This window comes from Nitrospiria bacterium (genome assembly GCA_035498035.1).
Lineage (GTDB): Bacteria > Nitrospirota > Nitrospiria > JACQBZ01 > JACQBZ01 > JACQBZ01.
The window spans coordinates 12,157-27,877 of sequence record DATKAN010000016.1 but is presented as its reverse complement, the minus strand read 5'-3'; the positions used below and the strand labels follow the sequence as shown (position 1 = coordinate 27,877).

13 protein-coding genes are annotated in these 15,721 nt (G+C 58.2%); 4 read left to right on the top strand and 9 right to left on the bottom strand.

The genetic code is table 11. The features are described from left to right. From VMN77_02570 to VMN77_02555, 4 genes are all read left to right on the top strand, one after another. Complete coding sequence (locus tag VMN77_02570) at positions 1 to 789, top strand: oxidoreductase (GenBank protein HTN42660.1); 789 nt, start codon at positions 1 to 3, stop codon at positions 787 to 789. Continuing rightward, complete coding sequence (locus tag VMN77_02565; GenBank protein ID HTN42659.1) at positions 770 to 2,059, top strand: Ni/Fe hydrogenase subunit alpha; 1,290 nt, start codon at positions 770 to 772, stop codon at positions 2,057 to 2,059. Before VMN77_02570 ends, VMN77_02565 begins: the two co-directional genes overlap by 20 nt. Before the next feature lie 197 nt (positions 2,060 to 2,256). Continuing rightward, positions 2,257 to 4,956, top strand: coding sequence for a cation-transporting P-type ATPase (locus VMN77_02560; protein HTN42658.1), 2,700 nt, complete (start codon positions 2,257 to 2,259; stop codon positions 4,954 to 4,956). 74 nt (positions 4,957 to 5,030) lie between these two features. Beyond that, a complete protein-coding gene (locus VMN77_02555) occupies positions 5,031 to 5,579 on the top strand; it encodes a universal stress protein (GenBank protein HTN42657.1) in 549 nt (182 codons plus the stop codon). A 24-nt stretch (positions 5,580 to 5,603) separates the two neighbouring features. On the opposite strand, the gene VMN77_02550 is transcribed toward VMN77_02555, so the two are convergent. From VMN77_02550 to VMN77_02510, 9 genes are all read right to left on the bottom strand, one after another. After that, on the bottom strand, positions 5,604 to 7,070 hold the full coding sequence (locus VMN77_02550; protein ID HTN42656.1) for a DUF4139 domain-containing protein: 1,467 nt from the start codon (positions 7,068 to 7,070) through the stop codon (positions 5,604 to 5,606). A 124-nt stretch (positions 7,071 to 7,194) separates the two neighbouring features. Continuing rightward, positions 7,195 to 8,130, bottom strand: a complete 936-nt coding sequence (locus VMN77_02545) for a zf-HC2 domain-containing protein (protein HTN42655.1) — start codon at positions 8,128 to 8,130, stop codon at positions 7,195 to 7,197. Continuing rightward, positions 8,127 to 8,732 carry a sigma-70 family RNA polymerase sigma factor gene (locus tag VMN77_02540; protein ID HTN42654.1) on the bottom strand — a complete coding sequence of 202 codons (606 nt, stop codon included), beginning with the start codon at positions 8,730 to 8,732 and terminating at the stop codon, positions 8,127 to 8,129. Before VMN77_02540 ends, VMN77_02545 begins: the two co-directional genes overlap by 4 nt. A gap of 27 nt (positions 8,733 to 8,759) precedes the next feature. Beyond that, the gene (locus VMN77_02535; protein ID HTN42653.1) at positions 8,760 to 9,611 is read right to left on the bottom strand and encodes a tetratricopeptide repeat protein; all 852 of its coding nucleotides are present in this window, start codon (positions 9,609 to 9,611) and stop codon (positions 8,760 to 8,762) included. Positions 9,612 to 9,667: 56 nt separating this feature from the next. Continuing rightward, positions 9,668 to 12,106 carry a protein kinase gene (locus VMN77_02530; protein HTN42652.1) on the bottom strand — a complete coding sequence of 813 codons (2,439 nt, stop codon included), beginning with the start codon at positions 12,104 to 12,106 and terminating at the stop codon, positions 9,668 to 9,670. Beyond that, a complete protein-coding gene (locus tag VMN77_02525; protein HTN42651.1) occupies positions 12,103 to 13,482 on the bottom strand; it encodes an FHA domain-containing protein in 1,380 nt (459 codons plus the stop codon). Before VMN77_02525 ends, VMN77_02530 begins: the two co-directional genes overlap by 4 nt. Before the next feature lie 89 nt (positions 13,483 to 13,571). Then, complete coding sequence (locus VMN77_02520) at positions 13,572 to 14,003, bottom strand: hypothetical protein (protein ID HTN42650.1); 432 nt, start codon at positions 14,001 to 14,003, stop codon at positions 13,572 to 13,574. A gap of 47 nt (positions 14,004 to 14,050) precedes the next feature. Beyond that, positions 14,051 to 14,479, bottom strand: a complete 429-nt coding sequence (locus VMN77_02515; protein ID HTN42649.1) for a TraR/DksA C4-type zinc finger protein — start codon at positions 14,477 to 14,479, stop codon at positions 14,051 to 14,053. A gap of 7 nt (positions 14,480 to 14,486) precedes the next feature. Beyond that, positions 14,487 to 15,530 (bottom strand): OmpA family protein, encoded by a 1,044-nt coding sequence (locus VMN77_02510; protein HTN42648.1) that lies wholly within the window; start codon positions 15,528 to 15,530, stop codon positions 14,487 to 14,489. Between the last annotated feature and the right edge of the window lie 191 nt (positions 15,531 to 15,721).

Below are 15,721 nucleotides of genomic sequence, written 5' to 3'. Positions count from 1 at the left end.
ATGGCGAGCCGCCGCAAACCGAAAATGGCCGTCTGGAAATTCGCCTCCTGCGACGGGTGTCAGTTGAGTCTTCTGGATTGCGAGGACGAGTTGCTGACGATCGCCGGACGGGTCACGATCGCCCATTTTCTGGAAGCGTCGCGGGCGGTCGCGAAGGGGCCCTATGACCTGTCGCTGGTGGAGGGCTCGATTACGACACCGGGAGACGTCGAACGGATCCGGGAGGTCCGGCGGGTCTCGAAATTTCTGATTACGATCGGCGCCTGCGCGACGGCCGGCGGCATTCAGGCCCTCCGTAATTTTCAGGATGTCCGGGAATTTACCTCGATCGTGTATGCCCGTCCGGAGTATATCCGGACGCTCGCCACCTCGACGCCGATCTCGGATCACGTGGCCGTCGATTTCGAGCTCCGGGGTTGTCCCATCGACAAGGGCCAGCTGGTGGAGGTGATCAGCGCCTTCCTGCACGGCCGCAGGCCGAACACGCCCTCCCACAGCGTCTGCGTCGAGTGCAAGCTCCGCGGGAACGTCTGCGTGATGGTGGCGCACGGCACGCCCTGTCTCGGTCCCGTGACCCATGCGGGATGCGGCGCGATCTGCCCGTCCTACGACCGCGGTTGTTACGGCTGCTTCGGCCCGAAAGAAACTCCCAACACGGCGTCCCTGAGCCGTTGGTGGAGCCGCCTCGGGGTGGGGGAGCCGGATCTCGTGCGGCTCTTCCGCGGCTTCAACGCCAATGCCGAGGCCTTCCGCAAAGAGAGTGAAGCGCATGAAGGAAAAAACGATTAAGGTGAAGAATCTCGCCCGGGTCGAGGGCGAGGGCGCACTCTATGTAAAGATCAAGGGCGATGCGGTCAAGGAGGTCCGATTGGAGATCTTCGAGCCGCCGCGCTTTTTCGAGGCGCTGCTGCGGGGTCGGACCTTCGGGGAGGCCCCGGACATCACCGCGCGGATCTGCGGCATCTGTCCCGTCGCCTACCAGATGAGCGCGGTGCATGCGATGGAGAACGCCTTCGGCGTCGAGGTGGACGGTCCGCTTCGCGCGCTCCGCCGTCTGATCTATTGCGGCGAGTGGATCGAGAGCCACGCCCTTCATGTCTATCTGCTTCACGCGCCGGACTTCCTCGGCTATCCCGACGCACTCCGGATGGGAAGGGATCATCCGGAGATCCTCGAGCGGGGTCTTCGGCTGAAGCAGACGGGAAACGAGATCCTCCGTCTCCTGGGCGGAAGGGAGGTGCATCCCGTCAATGTCTGCGTCGGAGGTTTCTATAAGGTTCCCACCCGGCGCGAACTCGCCCCGCTGGCCGAGCGGCTCCGCTGGTCGCGGGAGGCGGCGCTGGAGACCGTTCGGTGGACGGCGGCATTGCCGTGTCCGGAGTTTGAACAGGACTACGAGTTCGTCGGGCTTCGCCATCCGCTTGAGTATCCGTTCAACGAAGGCCGTCTGGTCTCGAACCGGGGCCTGGATATCGCGGTACACGAGTACGAGGACCGCTTCGTCGAGGAACAGGTGCCGCACAGCCACGCCCTGCATTCGCGATTGAAGAACCGGGGTGCTTACCTTGTCGGCCCGATCGCCCGCTACAGCCTGAACTTCGACCGGCTCTCGCCGGTCGCCCGGGAAGCGGCCCGCGCCGCCGGCCTCTCCGCCGTCTGCCGAAATCCGTTCCGGAGCATCGTCGTCCGGAGCATCGAGATCCTCCAGGCCTGCGACGAGGCGCTCCGGATCATCGAAGGCTACGAGCGGCCGGACCGGCCCGCCGTTCCGATCCGGCCCCGTGCGGGAACCGGTTACGGCTGCACCGAAGCCCCGCGGGGCGCCCTCTATCATCGATACCGCGTGGATGACGCGGGCGTGATTGAGGAGGCCAAGATCGTCCCGCCGACGTCCCAGAACCAGACGATGATCGAGGACGATCTCCGACGGTTTATCCAGGCCCACGTGAACCTTCCGAAGGAGGAGCTCGGCCTGCGGTGCGAGCAAACCATACGCAATTACGATCCGTGCATCTCGTGCGCCACCCATTTTCTGCGCATGACGTATGAACGCGATTGACTTCTATAATAGGGGCTCGCGCCGCCCCGTCCATTCAGTCTTTCGAGGGTTCTGTTTTCCCTATTTTCGATTTACCATTCTCGATTTACTAAAATTCCCCGGCGAGGGGAGTAAATCGTAAACGGCAAATAGGGGAGAATCCCCCTGACGGGGAATTTTCGACCTCCCCCTCTCGCTCGCTTGGCTCGCTGGTATCAATGAAGATTCATCACCTTACAGTGGATGAAGCGCTCCAGAGCCTCCACAGCGGTACGGAAGGGATTTCCGTCGCGGAGGCCGGGCGAAGACGGTCGGAGTTCGGCCCGAATCGCGTCGAGAAAGTCTGGGCCGAGCCGCTTGTCTTTCGATTCTTGAAAGGGTTTACCCATTTCTTTGCGCTGATTCTCTGGGTGGCCGCGGGACTGGCTTTTTTAGCCGAGTGGTATGATCCGGGGAAAGGGATGGTCACGTTGGGATTTGCGATCCTGGGCGTGATCCTGATCAACGGTCTTTTCTCGTTCTGGCAGGAATACCGCGCCGAGCAGGCGATCGCGGCTCTCCAGAATCTCCTTCCGCGTCAAGTCAAGGTGCTTCACGACGGCAAAGTGGCACCGACGCACTTGGAGGAACTGGTTCCCGGGGATGTGATCGATCTGGAGGAAGGGGATCTCATCCCCGCCGACTGCCGGTTGATCCAGGGCTTTGGCGTGCGGGTGAATACGGCCACCATCACCGGGGAGTCGGTTCCAAAGGCGCGGGATGCGCATCCGAGCGAGCGGGAGGAATTGATTCAGAGCAAAAACATCCTTCTGGCCGGAACCTCGATGGTCTCGGGTCAAGCCCGGGCCCTGGTGTTTGCCACGGGGATGCAGACTGAGTTCGGCAAGATCGCCCATCTGACCCAAACCGTCGGTGAAATGGTTTCTCCTCTGCAAAAGGAAATCGCGCGCTTGAGCCGCGTGATTGCAATCCAGGCGATGGGCATCGGGGCGGTTTTCTTTCTGATCGGACATTATCTGGGTATGGTGTTCTGGCAAAATTTTATTTTTGCGATCGGCATCATCGTGGCGCTCGTTCCTGAAGGACTCCTGCCCACCGTCACCCTGGCCCTGGCGATGGGTTCTCAACGGATGGCCAAAAGAAACGCACTGATCCGCCACCTTCCCTCGGTCGAAACGCTGGGCTCGGCCACCGTGATCTGCACCGACAAGACGGGCACGTTGACCTTGAATCGCATGGATGTGAAAAAGATTTATCTGGATGATCGGTTTTATGATCCGACGGACGCAAGGGCGTACGGCCCCACGCCCCTGCAAGACAGCCACCGCGCCTTTTTCGAAACGGCGATGTTCTGCCACAACCTCAGGAAGGTCGAAAAGAACGGTCGGGAGGAACTGCTCGGGGATCCCATGGAGACGGCGCTGGTCGGATTGGCCCAAAAGGCGATTTCCGCCGAAAAAGAATATCCCCGTCTGGATGAGATTCCGTTTGATTCGGATCGAAAAAGGCTGTCCACGCTCCATCGAAATCCGGAGGGCCCCGTTCTCTATACCAAAGGGGCGCTTGAAGCGCTTCTCCCGCTATGCCTTCAGGTCCAACAGGATGGGAATGTTCAACCCCTCACGGCGGTATTAAAAGAAAAGTTCCTTCGAGCCGAAGAGGCGATGGCGGCGGAGGGATTGAGGGTGTTGGCCTTCGCTTACCGTTTCGTTTCGGAAGGGTTGGATCGTCTGCATCTGGAGGAAGACATGATCCTGACCGGACTGGTGGGACTGGAAGACCCTCCACGGCCGGAGGTGCCCGGAGCGATTCGAAAATGCGAAGAGGCCGGTATCAAGGTGATCATGGTGACCGGAGACCATCCCCATACCGCCCGGGCGGTCGCTCGCGAGATCGGGCTGATGAAATCTCCGACGCCCGTGATCATCACGGGCGATCAACTTCGACGGTTTTCCGATACCGAGCTCCAGCTCGCGATGGATGCTCCGGAAATCCTCTTCGCACGGGTCGGGGCGGATCAGAAGATGCGCATCGTCAACGCGTTGAAGCGCAAAAAAGAGATCGTGGCCGTGACGGGGGACGGCGTGAACGACGCGCCGGCGCTCAAAATGGCCGATATTGGCATCGCGATGGGAATCACGGGCACGGACGTGGCCCGGGAAGCCTCCGACATGGTCCTGATGGACGACAACTTTGCGAGCATCGTCTCTGCCGTTGAAGAGGGACGGGCGGTCTATGACAACGTCAAGAAGTTCCTGACCTACATTCTGACTCATAACATTGCCGAGCTGGTTCCCTATTTAGCATTTGTCCTTCTTCGTATTCCCCTGCCCCTCACAGTGATCCAAATTCTGGCGATCGATCTTGGCACCGACACGGTGCCGGCACTGGCTTTGGGAGCCGAGAGACCGGACATGCAGGCCATGCGAAAGCCGCCCCGCTCTCGAACGGAGCGGTTGTTAAACTGGCCCATGATTTTACGCGCCTATCTGTTTCTGGGGTTGATCGAGGCCGCGGCCTGCTTGGCGGCTTTTTTCTTCGTCCTTTACGGCGGCGGATGGCGATACGGAGAAGACCTTGCCTGGAATGATCCGCTTTATTTACAGGCCACCACGGCCTGTTTGGGTGCGATCATCGTCATGCAGGTCGCGAATGTCTTCATCTGCCGGAGCGACCGCGAGTCGGTTTTTTCCTTCGGCTTGTTCAGCAACCCCTTCATCCTGTGGGGCATCGCGTCCGAGATCGGTTTGATCCTGCTGATCGATTATACCCCGTGGGGGAACCTGATTTTCGGAACCTCCCCGATTCCGGCGGGCGTCTGGCTCTTTGTGGTCCCCTTCGCCGTGGCGATGTTGGTCCTGGATGAGTTGCGAAAGTCCCGGGCGCGACGATGGGGGAGCGGTCAAAAGGTTGACTGAGTTTCAAATATTTGTCACAATGGCTTCCGGGAGAAGGATCGTCGAAGTCAATGATCGCGAGAGGGAGGACCCGCATGGCCCAACGGAAGAAAGGTTCGGTGAAACGCGGAAGCGGATCGGCGTCGGTCAAAAAAATCCTGGTGCCCACGGATTTTTCCGAAGGATCGGAGCCCGCGGTGCAATACGCGGCCATGATGGCCCGGGTGCTCAAGGCCCACCTGTGCTTGGTCCACGTGATCCAACCCTACGCCTATGCCATGACCGAGACCTTCAACGTGGTGGATCACTACTCGGCGTTGAAGGCCATCGCCGAGCCCTTGCTGGATCAGGCCCGCAAGGGTTTACAGAAAGCGGGCGTTTCGGTTGAGACGGACCTGTTGAGCGGGGTGGCCCATCGCGAAATCCTAAAGGCGGCCCGTCGAATAAAGGCGGACCTGATCGTGATGGGGACCCACGGCCGGTCGGGCGTGGACCATCTGCTTCTGGGCAGCGTGGCCGAGAAGGTGGTCCGGCTGTCGCCCTGTCCGGTCCTGACGGTCCGGACCGCGGCGAAGGCGGCCGGCGCCAAGAAGAAAAGCGCCTCCTCGACCGGAAAGGGATCGTCGGTCACGCTGTATTCATAGAGAGGGCGCGCCGCCCCACGCGTTCTAAAACCTCATCCGCACGCGATACTGAAGCTTGGTCTCGCCGTTTTTATTGACCGGGATGTCGAACTGTGCCGTGTGGGCCTCGACCTTCCGGTAGTCATGGGAGGATTGTAGAATTTCCCAATCACCCGGGATAGGTTCGATGACGCTCACCGTGACCGGGGCATCCTTGTGGTTGCGAAGGCTCACCTCAAACGCGACTTCATAGAGGTCGTCGGCCAGTTTTTTCCACTCGGTCTGTTTTCGCTCGGCCACGACGTCAAAAGCCTCTCCCATCTTGATCTTGATCGTCTCGTCCTTGGGCGTATGATCGATTCGATCCTCCCCCACGAATTGGAGACTCCCGTCGCCGTCCGCCTTGTAGACCCGGACCGTTCCCTTGGGAAGGGGCATCCCCAAATGGTTTTCCGTTTTGTTGGCGAGCTCGACATAGACGCCGACTTTCTGGTTTGAGACCGGGACCCCGTACGGGGTCCGATAGTAGTTCTGGGCGCCGTAGTAGAGAAAACGCTTTGTCACCGGAATCCGGTTTGAGGCCAGGAGGGTGACCTGCTTGGTCTCGTTGTCCTTGATCGTGGTCGGTCGCTGGAGCGTGTAGAGATGATATTCAAAAAAGGCCTGCTCCGAGAACGGGGGCGCGGCGGCCTTGTTGGCGACCTCCTCAAGCGCTCGACCGGCGGCCATGTATCCGACCTGATCGAGCACACGATTCACATCGCCGGCCACCAGCTTCAATTTTGCGTTGCGGTATCCGGCTCCGCTTTTGTTGTCGAGCGTGACCCATCCCGTCAGATCCGCGCGGCGATCCTCCGGGTCGAGGACCATCACGTAGTCGGCCTTCCAGTTGATCCCCTGGGTCAGGTAGGTGGCTTCCACTTTTTGGGGACGGTCCAGCCGATTATCCAGGCGCCATACCAAGGTCGGTTTGGGGATCAGGTTTTCCGGAATTTCGGGAAAGATCAGTTGTCCCGGATAGCCGCCCCGATCGGTGAAGATGCGATCTCCCATCCGATACACGAGGCCGTTGTTCGTGCTGAGGATCGTGACGGGGATCTCGATCCCGTCCTTGAGAACCTTGATCTGCCGGCCGACAAATTTATCGAGCAGTTTTTCGGGGGTCAGAAGGTCGTATTGGTAATTCTGCTCGAGGACCTCCAATCCGCCGGGGTCGGTCAGGGATTGAACGTGGACCGTCTGGGGCATGATCTGCGCGGCGACCCCGGTAAATTTGAGATCGGTCAAACCAGTAGACAGACGGATCCGACGGGTCTCTTTGACCAGTCCGAGATTGCTGTTGTAAACGGTGACCGAAACCTCTTCCTGATCGTCTAGACTGCTGGCGAGGGCATGAGGTTTTTCAGGACGGTCTGACGCTTGAATAGTTCCAGACCGCTCTGTGAACATAAATAGAATTGCCGCGACCGAGACGGCTGCTGCCGAAACTTTAAAGGTGGTTTTGTTATCCATTGTCTTCCTCCGTGGTTGGTTGTGAGCAAAATCCGCATTCTTAAATGATTAGACAGAGGAAGCCGGAAAAATGTTCCGGGAACAAATGTGAAGGAATTTCCGTATGTTTGTGGAGAGAAGGGGGCTAGGGATTTTCAGCCGGACGGAGGGACAATTGAATTCTTAGGAATGGAGAGATATCGGCGGGGGACAGGGGCACCGAGGGAGGGGCCGATTCCGGCGAAGATGGAGCCATTCGGGTTTCTTCCTCAATTTTCCCGAGCGAGGACAGTTCGGATTTGAATCGGTCGTAGCGCTTCGCGGGAATGACCAGCAACACGGTCTCGGTATGAGGGAGGGCGTCGCGTTCCTGGCTCCCGCCGGTTTCGCTGGGGCCGATATATTTTCCCCCCATCTGTTTGGTCAATTCTTCGAGTTTGAAATAAATCAATTTTTGGTCATTATATTTTCTCAGGGTCGTGACACTCAGTTTATAGTCGGGTGAGGCCTTGGCCGGAGGCGGCGCAGCCGCAATCCCGCCCGCGGCCCCTCCGATTTTTCCAGACTTTGCAGTTGCCCGAGCGACTTCGTCTGTTGCATTTCCTTTCAATTCCTGTTCCGTCGGGGCAGGGGCGTGGGATTCCGTTGATCCCGGTGGCGAAGAAGACGGTGCGTTTTTTCCATTTTCGAGCATCGGTTCCGGCACCGAAGGAAGCGATTTCACTGCGACCGGCTGAACCGGCCGGTAGGTTTGATAAAGATAGACCGCAATCCCGCCGACCAGGAGCCACGCCAACGCGTGAATCGGAATCATGATCCGAATCGGAAGGAAGAGCCGCTTCCAGACACTCGGCCTTTCCGCCTCTTCTCGGATCCGGACCATCACCATTCGGGAAAACCCGGGAGGGGGCTCGATCAGCGGGAGGCCGGCCACGGCCCGCTTGGCCTCGGCCAGTTCCCGGAACTCCGCCCGGCAATCGGGACAGGAAGCCAGATGGGTCTGTACGAGACCGGAGGTCTCTGGATCGAGGGAACCCTCCAAATAATCGGACAGTATTTCCTGAACCTGCTCGCACGTCATTTTTGCGTCTCCCTTGCGTTGAAATAGGGAGTCAGCCTGGCCTTGAGGGCCTGACGGGCCCTGTGCAACCGTGACTTGACCGTTCCCATGGGGACGTCCAGAATCCGGGCCATTTCTTCATAACCGACCTCCTGAAGGTCGTGGAGAAGAATGAGGAGGGCGCCGTCCGCGTCCAGGTCCCTGAGCCCATGCTGAACACGCTCATGGGTTTCCATCCGCTCGGCGTCCTGACTTGGATCCGGACCGGGATCGGGGAGATCGGCGACCGCCCCATCCTTTCCGTCCGAATCGCCGGAGTCCAGCGGCGTCGTGCGGCGACGCGACGCGCCCAGGCTCTTTTGACGGTTCTTGGCGTGATTGATGGCGATCCGGTATAGCCATGTCGAAAATTTCGAGTCGCCTCGAAATCTCCGGATGGAGCGGTAGGCCGAGAGAAAGACCTCCTGGGCCGTTTCGGCGGCTTCGTCATAGTCCCCCAGCCAACGATAAAGCAGGTTGAAGATCCGTTTTTCATGGCGACGGACTAAAACCTCAAAGGCCTCCGTCTCCCCCTGTTGGACCCTTCGAACCCACTCCCCGTCGTTTTTCTCTTCATGATCCATTGGACAGGACGATCCGGAAAAAGGTTCCTAAAAAAACGTTCCAAGAAGCGCCTTGAGGCGCTGGGCGGCCTGTTCGGTTTCCGGAGAAGGGTGATCGCCGGCCAGCTTCAGATATTCACGATAGTGCTTGATCGCCTCCGCCTTCCGGCCGGCCTCTTCATTGACGACGGCCAGACCGTAGTGGGCCGCGGCCAGTTTCGGATTGGCTTCGATGGTCTTGGAGAAGGCGGCGATGCTTTTATCCAATTCCCCCCGATTATAATAAATCTTGCCGATGTTAAAATATCCGATGGCCAGATCCGGCTTGAGGCTCACCGCCTTCTCGAAGGCCTCCAGCGCCGGGTCCTCCTGTCCTTCATGGGCGTAGGCGACGCCGAGATTGTAATGCGCCATCGCAAACCGGGGCCGCAGCGCGATCGCCTTCTGGTATTCACGGACGGCCTCTTCGAACCGGTTCTGCTGGTCGAGAATGACCCCGACGGCGTCGTGGGCCTCGGCCAAGCGAGGGTTCAGGTCGATGGCCCGCAACAGATCGTCTCCGGCTTCCTGAACATGACCTTGATTGAACAGGACGATCCCGCGCGCACAATAAGCCTCCGCGAAGGTGGGTTTGAGTTTGATTGCGGCCGTGTATTCCCCGATGGCGGTCTTCGGTTCATTGCGATTTTCGGCCAGCCAGGCCTTGGCGAAGTGGCCGTAGATGGATTTCGGTTCCTGGGCGGCGATCTTCTGGAAGAGATCGGTCTTCTCGGCGGGATCCTCCGAGGCGAAGGCCTGACGAAACGAGGGTTCGACCGCTCCGGCGGCAAACGATACTGTTGAGATCGAGCCGAACCAGACGCACAGACTGAGGATGACGAAGGCGCGTTTGCCACGCATGCCGGCACTTTATCAAAGGGGTCGGGGCATGTCAATTCAGGATCGAGTGCTGACCGCTATTGCACCTTGGCTTCGAGGTCGGCCGCGATCTCTTTGGCCCGTTGATACCGCTGGTCGGCATCCTTGGCCATGCATTTGAGGATGATCTGGTTGAGGGCCTCGGGGATCTTCGGGTTCAAGGTGCGCGGAGGAACCGGGGGCGTATGAAGGTGATGGTAGTAGACGTCGCCGTCGATGAAGGGAGGACGGGCGGCGGCCATGCGGTAGAGGGTGCAGCCGAAGGAGTAAATATCCGTCCGGTGATCCACCCGTTTTCCCTGGATCTGTTCCGGCGACATGTACAGCGGCGTACCCTTCACGCTGGTCCCTTCCATCTCGGAATCGGAGAGGATCTTGGCCAGGCCGAAATCCATGATCTTCACCGTGTTCTCTTTGTTGATCATGATGTTGGCGGGTTTGATGTCCCGATGGATCACATTTTTGTTATGCGCGTATTCCAGGCCCTGACAGAGCTGAACCGCGATGGAAACGAGTTCTTTGAGCGGAAGCGACGGATTTTTCTCCATCAACTCCTTGAGACTGATGCCGTCCACGAACTCCATCACAATGTAGGGCTCGACGCCTTCGGAGCCGGTGTCGTAAACGGTCACGATGTTCGGATGGTTAATGGCGGCCGCGACGCGGGCCTCCTGGAGGAAATTGTCAAGGACCTTCGGATTGTCCCTCACGCTGGGGGGAAGGACTTTGTAGGCGACGATCCGGTTTAAGACCGTGTCCTCGGCCAGGTAAACGACGCCCATGCCGCCCTGTCCGATCTTTTTGACCAGTTTGTACCTCCCCTTCGGCCCGCTGCCGCTGATCTCGGAATTTTTTCGGGTTTCGGTCAAGACCCGTTCCCGCCGAAGGGCTTCTTTCACCAGATCGATGTGGCTCCGGACGTCCTTGTAGTTGTAATTCTCGGCCAGCACTTTCTCGTACAAGAGCAGCGCATTTTGATATTCCCGGTTCTTTTCGTAAAGAAGGGCGAGGTTGTAATAGGGGTCGAGATTGTCGGGCCCGATCTCCTTTTTGCCGATCAGTTTCTTGTATCGTTCACGGGCCGCGTCCAGCATTCCGCGGTCCATGAATATCTGACCCAGCACCAAGGAAGCGGCGTAGTAATGTTCCGACTGGGTATCCACCTTTTGCAAAAAGGCGACGGTGTTTTCCATGCGCCCCAGTTTATGGAAGATCATCCCGGCTTCGTAATAGTCGCCGCTTTCGTCCAAGAGGCGGGCGGCCACTTCATATGCGCCGGCCCGCAGGTAAAGTTTCGCGGCTTCTTTGAATCGCTTCGACTTCTCGAGGGCCTGGGCGGCCAGGAGCGTGTCGCCGCTCGATTGGAAGATTTCATTGGCCCGGCCGAAATCGCCCCCCTTCATCAGCATCTCGCCGGCCTTCTTCATCTGGCCGGCTTTCTCATACAGGTCGCCGGCCTGGAGAAAGTCTTCCGCCTTTTCATACAGGCGGGCCGCTTCCAGGTAGTTCCGTTCATCGAGGTACATCTCGGCGGTGATCAGATAGGCCTTCTTGGTATTTCCGATCTGTTTGTACAGTTCGGCCGCCTTCAGATACTGCTTCCCCTGGTAGTAGAGGTCCGCCGCTTTCTGAAAATCCTTGGCCGAGAGATAGGCCTCCGCTGCCTCGGCGGGATAGCCTCCAAGGGAAAAGATCTGGGCCGCCCGCACCGCATCGCCGGCCTTGACGTACAGGCGACCGCTCTGCTGGGCATAGGAATTGACGAGTTGCCTCTGATCGGCGGTGGGCATGGACGCCTTGATTCGGACATTCTCTTGAAGAAAGAATTTTTCAAGGAGATCGGCGGCCTTTCCGTGAGCCCGACTGCGTTCGTAACAACTCGCCGCTTTCTGAAAATAGCCGGTCTTTTCATACAGACGGGCCGCTTCGCTGAAGTTCCTGGCCTTTTCAAAAATCTCGGCCGCCATGAGTTCTTTATTTCCGGACAGCAGGACCTCGGCGGCTTTGGCGTAATTTCCGGCCCGTTGGTACATCGCCCCGGCCCGTTCATAGTCGCGGGCCATCTCATAGGCCCCGGCCGCGGGGGCCCAGCTTTTCTGACGCTCGTACAGTCGGGCAAGGGGCCCGAAGACCTGTCCTTCCCGATACATATTGATCGCCTCGTCCGGATCGCCGGCCATCTCGAAGAGCTCACCGGCCCGGATGAAATTCTTTTCCCGCTTGGCTCGTTTCGCGTCCCTCAGGATCGCACCGCTTTCGGATGAACCGGAGCCCTCCTCACCCGAGGATCCGCTGAAAAGCTTTTGAAGCATTCGAGCGACCACGATCATGACCAGCATCGCGACGCACAGTCCTACGACGGTTGTGGTATCGAAGTTGTGAATCGTCTCCTGGGCGACGTCGAACATGTCTTTGAGGCGGTCGAGGTAGGGCTTGATCTGCGCCTGGTCCATCGTCTGGATGTAGGGTTGTGTCACGGGTCGACCTCGATCACCTTGAACGCCGAATCACCGATCCGGATGACGTCCCCCGCGGCGAGACGTTTGGTCCGGACTTCCAGGCCGTTGATGAAACTGCCGTTGGTGCTTTTCAGGTCGATGAAATGGTAGCCGTCTTCCCTCCGCTCGATCGCGGCATGGTGACGCGAGGCCTTTGGATCATGGGTGTTGATGTCCGTCTTATTACGGCCGATGACGGTTTTGTCCCGGAGGGAATAGCGGGAACCGGGGGCTTTGCCTTCCGTCATTTCCAGACCCAAGACCGGCGTTTTTGCGTTTTCCCCGGCTGGGGGGGCGAATGACGCGGCGGCTTGCTGAAGCAGCGCCTCATCCAGTTTCATGGTGGTGGTATCCAGACGGGACAGGTCGGCCTTTTCCTTCTTCAGCGGCTCCTGAGACTTCACGACGAACATGATCCGGCAATCGCCGATTCGGATTTCGTCGCCGTCCGCGAGGGTGACGCTGGATATCCTTTTGCCGTTGACTAGCGTGCCGTTCCGGCTCTTGAGATCCTCCAGGATGAAACTCCCTTGGCCTTCACGGATGACCGCGTGTTCCCGGGAGGCGATCGTGTCGGGGATCGCAAGATCGCAATCCTGATGACGGCCCAGGATGAACCGGCTCTTAACGATGGTCTTTCTGTCCACCGAACCTCCGCCGGCCAGAAACACCAGTTCCGGCCGGGGCCTTAGAAAATAGGCGACGATCCCGTCGGGCCATTCCGACCATGGGAGGTCCGCGTCATCGGCCATTTTCACCTGGACGTCGTAATAGGCCTGGAGCGTTACGGGCGCGGCGCTTTTTCCGGTGTAGGCGTATTCGAGGAACTGATCTTCGCCGGTACTGTCTTTGGAAACCGAGTCGGGATCGGCGAAAAAGGCTTCCTGAAGGTTTCCTTTCAGAAAATAAAAGAGGTTTATTTCATCCATTCGCTTTTCGCTGACGACCACTTCACGTTCGGAGGACTTGATCTGGTGAAGGAGCGATTCCACGTTGACGAGGTCGGTTGTCCCGGTGGTGGTCGGGAGTTTCTGCGTCGTAACCAACAAACATTTAAATAGCACGGGGTTGGCCAGTTGCAGCGTGAGATGGGGCTGTTCCATCGAGGCCAGCGTGTGAAAATAGTCACGAAGATTCAATGCGTTGAATCGATCCCCCGAGAGGCGTGCGGCGGCGTAGGGGCTGTTCTGCAAGATGAAGAGAATTAAGAAGACCTTCGAATCCTCGGCGAGGAGAATCCAGCCGGAAGGTCCGGTCTGGCCCTTCACCAATTCGAAGAGTGAATCGATGACGCCGGGGGAGTAGGGACGATGAGAAAAAACAGTTTTCGTTTGTGGAAGCCGAACTCGGGACATTTCAGAGCAACCATCCCATTTTTATTTTATTGTAATGAAAGGCCTAAATATTGTCAACGGTCTGATTTTCCGGGATTTTTGGCGAAGTCTTAGTTTTCAGGAGTTTCGCTCTGTACGGAGGGGGGCGGTGTTGGAGGGGAGGCCTCGGCTGCAAATATCCGTTCCCGATACAGCGTGTACGGTCGGGTGCTGCCCAAAAAGGGCTGCCCATACTGGATCTGCAGTGTGAGACGACGTACTTCTACATTGAACCCCTTATTTTTCATGAGCTTGGATGTTGGCGTTTCTTGGTCGGAGGGCCCGATTCGAATCTGAATATCCTCCGGGCGAAGTTCCATCCCAAACTGTTGCGCCTTGTTCAGGATCAGCGGCACCAGGCTCGCTTCGGTCAGATCACGGGGAGATTCAAGCAGGGATTCGACCTCCCTGGTGAATTCTCCACGCGTCCAAGCGGCCGAGACATAGGAAAATACAAGCCAGCCCAAGACGATGAACAGGCCGATAAAAATGATTTTTTTCATAAAATCTGGGCATCCGGTGGCCGGGTAGGGGCTAGGCAGCTCCCCCTTTACTTGAATCGATCTTCTTCTTTCTCGATCTTCTCAAGAATTTCCTGTTTTTGCTGGCATTCGACACAGAAAAGGGTGAACGGCATGACCATTAACCGTTTTTCTGGAATCTCGCTGGCGCAACCATCACAAATCCCGTATGTTCCTTCTCTGAGGCGCTGCAGCGCGTCGTTGATCGCCCTTAGATTCTTGTTCCTCATCTCAAGAAGGGACAGATCCAGCTCTTCGGCCATATCCAGCATGGCCTGATCGCCAGTGTCCAGGACATGATCGATCCGTTTCTGCAGATCATCGTTGAATTGATGCCCTATCTGTTCTTCCAGGATGCGGGTCGCCTCTCCTTTTTTCTGTAACAGGATTTTCCGAAGGGTTTCCTGTCGGTTGCTCGTCGGTCTGTCGGTTTTTATGTTTCGGCGTTTGTTTGGCATCGTGTCCTCATGGAGAAGGGGGTTGCGATTTGGGTTCCAGAAGCCCTTGAGCCGCGTCCGTGGGCAGCACAACAATTTCGATTCGACTGTTCCGGGCCCGACCCTCCTTTGTCTGGTTGGAGGCGACGGGATGATTGTCCGCAAAAGCCGAGGCGGACAGGCGCGCAGGCGGAATTCCGACCGGTCCGGACAGATACCGCACCACGTTGACGGCCCGGGCGGCGGATAGCTCCCAGTTGTTCCGGAATTTATCCGAGCGCCGCGATCCGATCGGGACGTTATCGGTGTAGCCTTCGATTCGGATCGGCTGGTCGGGTTCCAATTTTAAAATCTGGCCGACCCGGTCCAGGAGCTTGAGGCCCATGGGTTTAATTTCGGCGCTCCCGGGTTTGAACAAGGACGTCTCGACCATGTTGACGGAGAGTTTGTCCCCCTCCTGTGTGACGCCGATCGCTCCTGTCTTGATCTCGTTTTGAAACCCGCCGACCAGCTTATCGTACATGGACTTGAAGCGGGTGGTCTTCTCTTCCTCGGCGTTTTCCAGCCCGGCGATTCGGTTTCGGACCTGTTCCAATTCCTGGTCTCGGGCCTCGAGGGTTTGGGAAAGGTCCCGGTTCTGGCTTGAGAGGTTGGCGACTTCTCCGACCAGATCCAAGTTGCGTTTGGCGAGTCGGTCCACATCCTGGGACTGCATCTGCCCCTTGCTCTCGCCTTCCTTAAGCTGCTGACGAAGATCTTGAATAACGGCCTGCCGGGCCGCCACCTCCGATTTCAATGTCGTGTTTTCGTCGCGGAGCCGGTCCAGATCACTTCGCGCGGCGGCAAGGTCTTTTACGGTTTCCTGATGAATTGAAGACGAAACACACCCTGATAGGAGGATCGCCAGGCCCATTCCGATTTGAAGAACCCCGGCTTTCCATCCGGGGAGGGCTTCGCCACCCAGATAGCGGCCTTCGCCACGATCATCATCCTTCGCCCAAGGTGAAGTGCGGGTTCTTCGATCCGGGCAGAGAAAACCAAATTTTGTTTCGCTCGCTAACCCCGGCTTCATAACCGGGGATGGCGCTCGCCGTTCGGATTCGATCACGGGTCGCCGCATCCGGGTCCTAATTCTAGGGGCTCACGTCGCCCCCTCCACCGGCGGAGCCGGATGGAGCCTCCCCCTCCCGCGCGCGTTGCGCGCTGGGGTCAATCACCCCGAACTATGAATCAGGGCTCACGTCGCCCCCTCCACCGGCGGAG